Origin of the sequence: uncultured Methanobrevibacter sp. (genome assembly GCF_902764455.1) — an archaeon.
Lineage (GTDB): Archaea > Methanobacteriota > Methanobacteria > Methanobacteriales > Methanobacteriaceae > Methanocatella.
In genome coordinates, this window is the sequence record NZ_CACWVY010000020.1 from 1 (window position 1) to 12,719 (window position 12,719).

General features: G+C 32.6%; 2 protein-coding genes. Both read right to left on the reverse strand.

Annotated elements, in window-relative coordinates; all coding sequences use genetic code 11:
• On the reverse strand, positions 1–8,690 hold an 8,690-nt coding region (locus tag QZU75_RS07765), incomplete at its 3' end, for a right-handed parallel beta-helix repeat-containing protein (protein WP_296882793.1).
• A gap of 411 nt (positions 8,691–9,101) precedes the next feature.
• A complete protein-coding gene (locus QZU75_RS07770) occupies positions 9,102–12,653 on the reverse strand; it encodes a C1 family peptidase (protein ID WP_296882794.1) in 3,552 nt (1,183 codons plus the stop codon).
• Positions 12,654–12,719 lie beyond the last annotated feature (66 nt).

Here is a 12,719-nt window from a genome sequence, read left to right on the forward strand (position 1 = left end):
TCCGCTTTAGAAACAGTAAACGGAATAGAAGTCACATTATTCTCATAATTATCATCCACATACTCAACAGCAATGTCATAACGACCCGCATTTAAAGCAGCCTCAACATCACCCTCACCATTTACAACATCAGCAATTAGCCTTTTACCGCCGACAATAACGGTATATCTACCATCAACATCAGCATTAATAATAATTGTGGCATTTTCACCATAAACAACATCTGAAGAATAAACTAAAACATCATTAACAACTTTGCCAACAGTTATTGTTATACTGTCACAGGCAGGAGCATAATCAGCATCCCCACTGTAATTTGCATAGATTACATAAGATCCAGCATTCAAACCGGACAACACAAATGACTCATTAACACCAACAACCTGGATAACAGTGCCGTTAGCAAAACTGTAGGTTACATTACCAGTTGCATCACCAGGAAGACCTTGAGCAATCTCAACAGCACCACCATAAGCAATTTCACTAGAATTAGCAATTATGTTAAAGTTAGTGCCAGTTTGAGTAACTTCAAAGACAGTCTCATTATCTGCAGAGTTGTAATTATCAGTACCATTAAAGCTTACAGATGCAGTATAGTTACCTACATTCAATATTCCAATATCAAAGCTACCAATACCATCCTTAACAGTTACAGGAGCCTCAAAATTACCAATAACTACTTTGTACTCTCCATCGACACTGGCAAAGACATTACCACTAACCTCGGCAGTATAAACCTTATCTAAAACCTCAATACTCACAGCAATATCCGCTTTAAATACTGTAAATGAATCGTCTATTGTGTAGACATCATAATTGTCATCAGTGAAATTGATTTTAGCTGTGTAATCGCCTGCATCAAGAGCAATAATCTCCATTCCTTGACCATTAACAACATTAACAAACAATTCCTCATCACCAATATTCACAATATAAGCACCGTCAACATTAGAACTCACATTAACAACAGACAGTTCCCCGTAAACAGAATCATCAACAGAAACTGCCAAAATAATTGATGCCTTCAGGACCCTGAATGATTTGGAATCGCCGCTTCCAGCCACATTGTATGTTTCAATATTGGTGACATTTACAGTATAATCTCCTGCATCCAAATCAGTAATCAAGACACTGTAATCTGTTTCATTTTCATCATAAACGACATTACCGTTTGCATCAGTTATCTTAACATTTACAACAGTCGGGTTTTCAACTTCAAATCCTATTAAAACATTTTCACCATAGACAACATCACTGACATCATGCAATATGGTCTCGGAATCATATTTGAAAACAGTAAAATTACTTACAGAATAATTTCCAAACACGTTTTCAGTTTCCAAATTAGTCACATTAACTGTATAGTCACCTGCAGGCAAACCTGAAACAGTGACATTGAAAATATTCGCGTTTTCTTCATGATAAACAATATTTCCCAGAGAATCCCTAACAACAACATCAATTATTCCAGGGACATAAACATAATATTCAATTAATACATCATCACCAACATAAACAGAAGCAATATCATCAATATAAACAGTGGAATTGCCTTTAAAAATGGTGAAATTCATTGAAACACTGCAACCTGTGATGTTCTCATCACCAGGATTAATAATCTCAATTGAATAACTGCCAAGAGTTAAATTACCTAACCTATATAGGAAATAACCATAATCATTAGTTAAATTTCCACCGGAAATTTCATTACCATTACTGTCACGAACAACAACGTAAACATCTGTAAGATTATCCCCATCAAATTCCACATCGAAATAATAACCCCATGGAAGAGTATCATTGAAGTATATAATATCAATTATTGAATTTGCCTTAGATATGGTGAATGCTTTTGTATAATTGCTTCCAGCAACGTTATCAGTTTTTAAATTGCTTGCAAATAAAACGTATTCGCCGGCAGACAAATCCGGCATTGGCAGGTAATCCCCTTCAATGATTTCATTGAAAACTATTTTACCTGTTTTATCTCTAATTTCAACAACAACAGTTGTACGGTTATCAACAATAACATCAACCTCTACATCATCACCATAAACATAATCATCCAAACCCGCAACAACAATTGAAGAACCGACTTTTAAAACATTGAAGACTTTAGAATCACTGCTGTAACTGGTACTATCAGATTCTTCAACAGAAAGTGTAATGTTATAACGACCACTGTCAAAATACAAATCAGAGATTGAAGTGTTTGTTGATGTGAAATTATATTTAACATCACCAGTAGCCAAATCGCAAATAACCACATGGACATCTGAAGCATTAACAACCTCATATGTTATTAAAACATCATCATAGAAATAATCAGACACATCATCAACTTTAACTGATGATTTAACTTTCAATACATCAAATACCATCGAATCGGAAGAAGTTTCATGATTATTATCACCCACATTGGTTACGGTAAGATTATATGAACCTGCAAGCAGATTAACATAAAGACAATCCGCATGAACGCTCATGTTTACAATAACTTCGCCTGTCTTTAAATCAACGATTTTTGCAGTGACATTAGTCCTATTGGATACAGTAAAGTTTATCTGATAATCATTAAAAGCATAGAGAGAACTGAGCTTATCTACAATAACAACATCAGATCCAATTTTATAAACTTCAAATGTTGCAATAACAGAACTGGATTCATATTCATCATTTCCTACATTGGTGTATGTTAATGTGTATACTCCGGCATCCAATGATTCGACATTAATCTCTGTCATGTCACCTGTTTGTCTGAAAATAACCTCGCCGGAAGCATCACTAATTTCAATAACTGCACCGGTAAAGTTAATACACTCCACTTTAACGTTTAAAACTTCACCACAGGTAATGTTATCCAATGAAACGATATCAACACTGGATGAAAACTTAGAAACATCTAACAACACACAATCAGAACTATAATCAGAAAGTGAATCAATTACAGAAGCATTAACTTCATGTTCACCACAAGGATAACAATAAACATCCAAAATCCAAACAGTACCCTGTGAACTTTCATTATAGTCAATTGTTGGATTAATATTAAATTCCAAATCATTGACCTTAATAATATTGCCATTATCGTCATAAACTGTAGCATTTAAAGTCAAATTATCATAGATTAACAAATCATAATACTTTTCACCAGGAATAACAATTCTGGTTTTTGAAGTTATAGTACCATCATTATCAATGTATTGAGATTTGCTTAATGTATTTTTGGATAAATATAACTCAGAATCTATTGATACGAAAATCGGATTGATTAAATTAACCTCATCAAACTTAGAGGAGTAAATCTCAGCATTGGAATCAATCAAGTTAACACAATAAGAACCTACATCACTGCCTTTGAAACTACTATTGTTAACAGTTAAAGTACTATAAAATGCGTTGATAATATTTGTATTATTTATAAATGTGGAATCTGAAATGAAAACATCATAAGCAGATTTCAAATCAACAACATTGGAATTATTGAGGAAATAACAACCCACAATTTCCACAGTACCATCAACAACAGATATCACATCAGCATTACTGATAAATGAAACATTATCGAAAGCAGCATATCCCCCATCAACAGAAACAGTATTTTTGGAATTAACAATAGACACATCATATACAGCAACATATTCACCAGCAATATTAAACACACCGGCTTTATTTGAAGCATCTATGACATGTCCGTCACCATCAATCTCAATGTGTGATTTTTTAATTAAAATTCCACTCTTAAGTTTCTCATCATAATCGTAATACCTGTAGTCATGCTGCAAAACAACTTTGCCATTAGCATTATTGATTAATTTCTGAAGAGCAGTAAATGAATCATCATCACAACTTACATTAAAGTAAACCTCTTCATTGACATTATAACAGGACATTTCCAGATAACCTGGCCCAATACCGTCGCCGATAAACTCTAATTCGGCAACACCATCAATCAGTGTGGCCTCAGAAACATTGATGTCTCCACCAACACAGGACAAGTCAAAAGTGACTGGAATTATACCAGTGAATGTAGAATTAGTTCCTTTAGTTGCATCATACATATTGGTCAAGTTAAGAGTAATGATTGCCTTATCACCAACAAACAAGTCGAATTTGGACACATCAACTGTTAAAAACAACCATTTATTTAATTCAACCTGGTCGCCTTCAACAACAGGAGCGACATCATAATCATCAATTGTATTTCCAAACCAGTTTTCATTCGCAGCAAACCAGAACGGACAATAAATTACAGAACCTGTTGAATTTAAAACAATTGAACTGGACAACTTATCGCCTGCAGCATTGGAATATATAACACTACCATTTTCCGCATAACCATTAACCAAAATGAAATTATACAATTCAATGGAATTAGTAGTAAGATTAAATAAACGGGCCTGATTTGCACCGTCAATCACATGACCATTACCATTGACCATCAAACTTTTATTAATCACAATACCGTTCTTCAAATCACCATCAAAGTTAGGGTAATATTTATAAGACCTGTTTAAGACTATACTGTCATGAACACTTGCGTTATTGATAATTTCCTGCAATTTTGTAAATGAATCTTCAGGAACCCTAACTACATTAAATGTAACTGTTTTATTAAATGAATAATATTTAAAATCAACACTTCCCACACCATCATTAACAGGCATGTAAGACGCATTGCCTTTGCCGTCAACCAATTCAAGCTTATCCAAAGCTACAGCATTATTGACAGATGAAACATCGAAACAAACAGCAGGAAGATTAGTTTCCACATCATAAACCTTCCGGGAGGTACGGTCATAAGCATTATTCAGACTAACATTAATGACTGCGGATTCATCTATTTTTAAAAGAGTGCCGTTGGCATTGGCATCCAAAAACAACCATCTGTTCAATTTAACGCTTGATTCGACATTAGGTTTAACATTGTAATTTTCATTGGTGTTTCCAAACCAGTTATAATCCGCATTAACAATGTCCTTGTTACCTGATGCGATGTCATGAAGACAGTTGTTTTCTAGGAAAATTGAATAATGAACATCAGCAACATGAGAATTTAGAGTACCCTTAACACTAATAACACTATAATTTGCCCTATTTGACATAAACAAGGATTTATAAATCCTATTTAAATCATCGGGACTAGCATCGAGATAAATGGCGGCACCATTTTTAGCAGAATTGTTTACAAATACTCCAGTAACTGAAACCTCAGAAGAAATAGAAAGAATTGCACCACCTATTTTAGCAGCATTATTCACAAATATTGAGTCAATGACAACATTCTTAGATGTATCGATACTAATTGCGCCTCCACCATCAGCAGTATTATTAATGAATGTAGAATCGATAACAACATTATTGGATTCATATACCCTAATCGCACCTCCATCACCTAAACCTACAATATTAGTGTTATTGACGAAAGTTGAATTAATCAAAACATTATTAGCCATAATCTGGACTGCAGAACCTTTACTGTTAATGAAAGTAGTGTTTAATACTTGAACATCACCACCTGTGATTCTAGCAATATTTGCCATACATTTAGCATCTATTGTAAAACCGTTACCATTCAATATCAATGGTTTATCAATGCTTATATATCTGAGTTTAGAATCACAAGCTGGCATATACTCATAGTTGCGTGTCAGGTTTAAAACAGGACCTGCATTGTTAATCTGATACTGCAAATCTGAAAAGGAACCCGGCAGGAAATTTTCAACATAAAATGAGAAATTACAGGACAAATGACTTAAAGTCACAAAATTTGAACTATATGAATAATCAAACATGCCTACACCTGAAACAACATCCACAAATCCAATATATTCCCCATTAGAAGAAACATTGAACCCAACATCCAAATAGGTGCTGTTTTCAATCTCTTGAGAAATTGCATTATACGGATTGAGATAAACATACTTTGTTCCAAATGTATCTTTACCGTTAACAAGGTTCAAGACCATCCAATGATCCAAATCAACATTGACGTTCGGTCTGAAATCAAAATCATTTATAGTATTCCCGAACCAATTGAAATCATAATCTGCAACTGAAGGGTTACCTTTTGTAAACTTAAACATTTCAGTGAAATTATTATTCAGGAAAATGTTTTGAACAATGGTAAATGACTTGGAATGAGTACCTTTTACAAGAGAACTGGCATTATTTCCTATAAGTTCACAACCAACCATTGACAAAGTAAAGCCATCACCATCACAACGGATTAAGGATGAATTGGAATAACAATCATAAAATTTAGAATCTTTAATCGAAATTACTCCAGCTGAAACATTAAATACCTCAAAACCATTTCCACAATTAATGAAAGTACAATTTTCTATATAAAAATCTCTTTTAGACTTGATTACATTTTTGAAATTGACTATTTTGACATTTTTCAAGGTCAGCTCCCTATAATTCATGTCAAATAATGAAGCGATATTTTTTCCGTCGATAGTATGTCCGTTACCATTAATGACTATATTTATACCAGGCCTAAATCCATTAATCAGGCTTTTGTCGCAGACATCAGTATACTCATAATCTGCTGTTAAATTCAAGACAGAATCTGCATTACTAATATCATTCTTTAGATGTGATAAAGAATGAGTGTAACTAGGAGAATCATATTTCAAATTAATTTTATGAGACCATTTATCTTTTGAAAGAGTAACTGCAGTATTAGTTGTAGTTAATGGAATGATAAAATCGCTGAAACCACCAGAATCTATTTTATTGGTATTTGAAGCCGTGTTTGTGAATTCCATATCAAATACAAACTTTAGATAACTGGTAACCTCATAATCAAACTTATTAGACCATAGGCTTGCTTTAAGAACCGCACTAGGCAGTGAGCCAGTGTGGTCATACTTAACCTCATTCTTAAGATAAATCCAATTATTTTCAAGATCCACTTTCTTATTAACATCAGGTTTGACATTTTTATTGCTTTCAACATTTCCCCACCAATTTTTCCCGGCGGAAAATGATTTAGAGGAATACACCGCATTTTTAGGAGTGTTTCCTAGAATAATAGAACCGTAAAGTTCACAAGAGCTGGAGTCACAATAAATATCATAACCTTTTTTAGCGGTGTTAGTAAAGAAATTGGATAAATGAATTTTTGCATACCTTCCATTGATATAAACAGCACCACCTTCATCTTTAGCCTTATTGTTTACAAACAAGGAATTCTTTATTGTGTTATATCTTGCTTCTACATAAATGGCTCCACCATCATCATCAGCGGAATTGGAATCAAAAACACACCAGTTAACAACATTATTTCTAGAATCAAGATATATTGCTCCGCCCCTCTCGTTAGCATGATTTTTGGTAAAGACACATCCTATAATATCAGGGCAGGAGGATTTTGCATATATCGCGCCACCCCGTTCTGATGCGGCATTACCAGTAAAATTACAATCTGAAATATGTGCCTTTTCAACATCACTATAATATATTGCACCACCCTTATAACAGGTACGCTCGCCACCACCATATCCATTATTACTGAATGAACACCTAGTTATTTGAATAATAAGATTCTTTTCTCTCAAACCGCTGTTTAAATATATTGCACCGCCCAGTTTATGAATACCATCACCCAGGTAATTAGAATTGAAAACACTGTCCTCAATTTTAATATTAACACCAGAACACACAGATATTGCACCTCCATAACGATCAGCATGATTGTCAATGAATGTGCATCCCTTAACTAAACTACCATCAGCTTCTGTAAGATAAATGGCTCCCCCATGTTTATAATTTTGGACATTAACCAAGCCTCCAGCACAATTATTAACAAAAACGGAATCTATTATTTTTGCTTTAGTCCGACCTACCTTTATTGCACCCCCATCTCCAGCAGTACAATTTTCAAAACGACAAGATTTGATAGTAACAGGACTACAAACAGTAATGGCACCACCATTACTAAGTGCAGTAGAAGACCCTTGATAGAAACCTTCCGGTTTAACCATCTTCCATTTACCCATAGCCATACAATTTTTAAAAGTACAATTAATAATATATGATTCAGGACTCTTTCCATATATAAAGATTGCACCTCCACAAAACTCGGCCAAAGTTTTTGTAAATGTGCAATTAGAAACAATAATAGCGCCCGCCCCCTCAGCAGTTCGAATAATTCCACACGATCCGCCAATAAAATTAATATTTTTTATTTCTACAAATCCTAATGAAGGAGCATGATTTATTGTAAAAATCGGTGACCCGGTAATGGTGTAAATACTATGTCCATTACCATCTATTACAATATTCTTAGTTATAGTAATAACCGTATCAAAAAGTCCATCACTTAGACTACCATTGTAATCATTATCTAAAGTTACTGTTGAACCCGGTTTGGCATCCTTAATTAACTTCGCAAGCTCAGTTTTACTTCCTATTTTCGAAGCAGATAACTTATACTCATTACTTGCATTTAAAATTTCATCATTTTCAATGCTTGAACCTAAAACATCACCATTCGATGAAGATGTCTTTCTTAAATCAATATCATAATAAGAATCATCATTGACAGCACTTAAAGAATCCGCCTGAAAATCAGATTCCTCCAAACTTAATCCATCATTTTCCAAATTCGTAGCATTGCCTAGTTCATTTGCACTAACAAATGATAATGAACATATCAATGCCACAAAGACAATGATAAGCATGATTTTATAATTCTTAATAAATTTTACCCCCATTTAATTTAATACGAAATATATTTTTGTGAAAGAAAATATAAAAATTTTGTTAAAAAAAAATAGTTGAATGTTAGCAGAAATTATTGAGTTTGAATTATTGTTCACTTTTTAACTAATTTTTCTATTTTTTATTAAAAAATGTTCCATTATAATTTGCATGATTTTTTAAAGCACAGAGATTAATTTTTTAAATTAACACCATGATTATTGCTTAATCAACCCAATTATTTATAAATATAAGATACATTCATGAATACACTACAGAGTATAAGGATTAATGTCCACACTAAAAAATTAAAATACAATCAAAATTAAATAATTTCTGCCAACACACCACATGTAAAAAAAAAAGAAAAAAGGAAAATAAATTATTTTCCATTAACGTTTGACATTCAAAGTTGTTTTAACAGTGTTTTTTAGATAAATAACACTCATAGAGTATTTTTTACCTATTTTAAGTTTTTCAATAATATTTTTATTTATTGTGAACTTAACAATTCCGTTCTTATTGGTTTTTGAGGTGAATTTTTTACCATTAAGTTTTAAAGTTATTTTTTTACCGCTGACTGCTTTTTTACCATTCTTGAGAGTTGCCTTGATAATGAGTTTTTTAGAAGACTTTTTAACAGAATATTTCTTGGTTTTAAGATTTTGCTTTACTTTAACAGTTTTTTTGACAGCATCTCCTTTGTAAGTTGCAGTTAACTTATATGAGCCTGGTTTTACTGTATTCGGTATTTTAAAAGCAATCATCCCTTTGGCATTGCTTTTGACCTTGTAAGTTTTTTTGTTAATCTTAATGGTCACTACTTTATTTTTACCGACTGGTTTGGCATTGTCATCAAGTATTTTCGCTTTAAACTTAGATCCGTCAAAGTAATACATTGCAACATTTTTCACATCTGAAAACCTTGAATAAATCACTATTTTAGTGGTTTTAATCTCACCTGTTTTTGGATTCTTAACTGTGATTTTTTGTGTTTTAGTCAATTTGGTGAATTTAAGAGTTATATATCCAGAATTATCCGTTTTATAACTTTTAGATTTTCCATTAACAGAAACAGCAACTTTAGTATTTTTTACAGAGTTTCCGGTAGAATCCACAATTCTAAATTTATAATTACAGTTAGCATTATAAGTTTTTTCAACATTGGAAGAAACAACAGTGTTTTTTATAATGATGTAATTGACGATTGAATTTCCCTTGTAATTTGTTGTGATAGCGTACTTTCCAGGGTTAGCGTTGACTTCAAATTTAGCTAATCCATTTTCATCCGCTTTTACAGTGTGAGTTATTCCTTTGAATTCAAATATAACTTCTTCACCAGGACCGACTTCTGCAACAAACGGAGTTTCATTCTTATAGTATTTCACTAAATTTTTAGTAATGTTTAAATCGGAAATGGTGTAAGCTTTTATAATAGCCACACTTTTATCTTTTGCCAAATCAGTCCAATTCTTACCGTCATCACTTACAAATGAAGTTCCCTTTTGAGTATGGATTCTGAGGTCATCAATAATAGGTGAATTATTTTTAAAGGTTATTCGGAAAACATCCCCTTTTTTGATTTGTACATATTTGTTTAATTTGATTGTTGAATATCCTCCGAATTCACTTGTGCCTTCATGAGAATAAACTTCAACATCATTTACAGATATTTTAAATTCGTATTTCAATCCGGTTTTTTCAAAATATGTTCCAACTGCAGCAATTAATTCATCTTCATCAGCAGTAAACACGTTAGAATAATAATTGAAAGTAATACCCATAGATAATTCTCCACCAACATCAATTTGATAAATCCTGTTGTAGGAATCGTTATTAATTATATATCCAACACTTTCACGATCTGTAGCAAATGATGTATCATAATATGAAACATAGAAATATCCGCCGTCAGCCCAGTTGGATCCCCAACTGTTTTTAACAATCCATGCGCCGTCACCTGGAGCGGTTTTTAAGAAATTATATCTGGAATAAGTATCATCCCACCCCACAACACAAACTCTATGAGTTGATATTGTCTTACCATAATAATACTGTGCATAGCTTGATTCATTGAAATAAGCAGTTTTGTTAAAATCTGCATTGTGACTTACTGCCAGAGCACCATATTTAATCAGAGCGTTTTTAATCAAATCATTGTCCAGAGAGTTATTTCTTGGAGGAACAACAACCACATTTTGAATGTGAATGTCCTCAGGTGTGATAAGCAATGAAGATATTTTACCAAGTTCGTCATAACTGTCATATTCACTTGGGAAAATCCCCATCCAATCTATCAAATATGCTATAGGAGCAAAAGGAGTTCCTCCTTCTTCCGAATTCAACTGTCCATATTTTGAAAATTGAAGCATTGAATTTTGAACATTGTTTTCAGATAAAGAATAAGATACATTTGCATAACGAAGTAATGCTGACTCTAATGCGGCTACATTACCGAATGCCCAGCAAGAGCCCATGAATCCCTGGTTTTTAACAGGTGAAACCCAACCGTATTTCCTCAAATCAAATTTTTCAGGCAACTTATCAAATATCAGAGTGTTATTGATTATTATAAACGGATTTGCAGTATTTTCAAAATTATAGAAGTAATTAGTATTATCAAATGACCATTTATCATCATTGAAAGTATTTCCTTTGTCTATTACTTTTCCATATACTGTATATATGCTTGTAACATCAGAAGGATTGTTAAAGCAGTTATTTTCTAAAGTCAAATTAGTATCATATGCATAAACTGTTGATACTCCAAATGCTGCATTATTTTCAAAAGTGCTTTTCTCGATAATTACATTTCCCATATCAAAATAACCTGCACCACCATAAGATATGTTGTCTGATGCAGTATTGGATTTGAATGTTGAATTTGATATCCTCACATCAACAAAACTGGTATAAATTGCACCGCCTTCATATTCTGCAACATTATCAGCAAAATTAGAATCTTTAACTATTAAACTTCCGCCTAATTGAAGAATAGCTCCACCAAATTCAGAATAACAGTCATGGAATTTGCTGTTTTGAACCATGACCTGGCCGTTTCCTTCAAACACATCTGCAAAAACCGCACCACCATTTTTTTCACTGTAAACATTATCAAATTCACAATCAGAAATAGTTAACTTAGAAATTGATTTAACACTGATTGCACCTGCTGTTTTATTGGCAGACAAGTTTTTAAATTTAGAATTTAAAATTAAAATGTTTCCCTCACCAGTAGCAAAAATTGCAGTTGCATATTTAGAATCAGTATTTAAAAAATTAGAGTTCAAAACAGTTAAATTTGAATTTTGTGAGTAAATATGGCCCTTAATGATTTTATCAGAACTGCTGGTGAATGTTGAATTGACAACATTGACAACACCCATTGATGAAGTAATTGAAGCCCCTTCCTCACCAGATGTATCAATAAATTTACAGTTATTTACATTTAAAGTTGCACCAGTGACAAGAACAGCGCCGCCGTTAAAAGAACCAACCCCAGAACAGTTTATAAAAGTCACATTATTCAGGGTCAGCTTTGAGTAGGATATAATAGCGGAACCATATCCGTAAAAAGCATTTTTTATAATCAGATTGTTTATTTTCACATCTTTTCCAACAACCACAAATGCTCTAGCCTGATTAGAACAGTCTATTGCATGATTATTTCCATTGATTGTAAAATTTTCCTTAGCAATTCTAATTCCCCGATTATAATTCATATCACTTTGATTATCAAATTTATAATCGGATTCCAAATTAAAACTTGAATTTTCTAAGGCAATATCATAATTTAAATCATAATAGGATTTAATATCACCATCATCTTTTAAAACATCACCCATATCACTAGTATCGTTTAAATCAGCAGCAGATATTGCAGTAATTGAAAACAATAAAACCAGCAATACAAGGGAATATAAAACAATTTTATTAAATTTCATATTCATCCTCAAAATAAATATACATAAATATATCTTTTAAAAAAAATATTTAAAATTATTTAATAT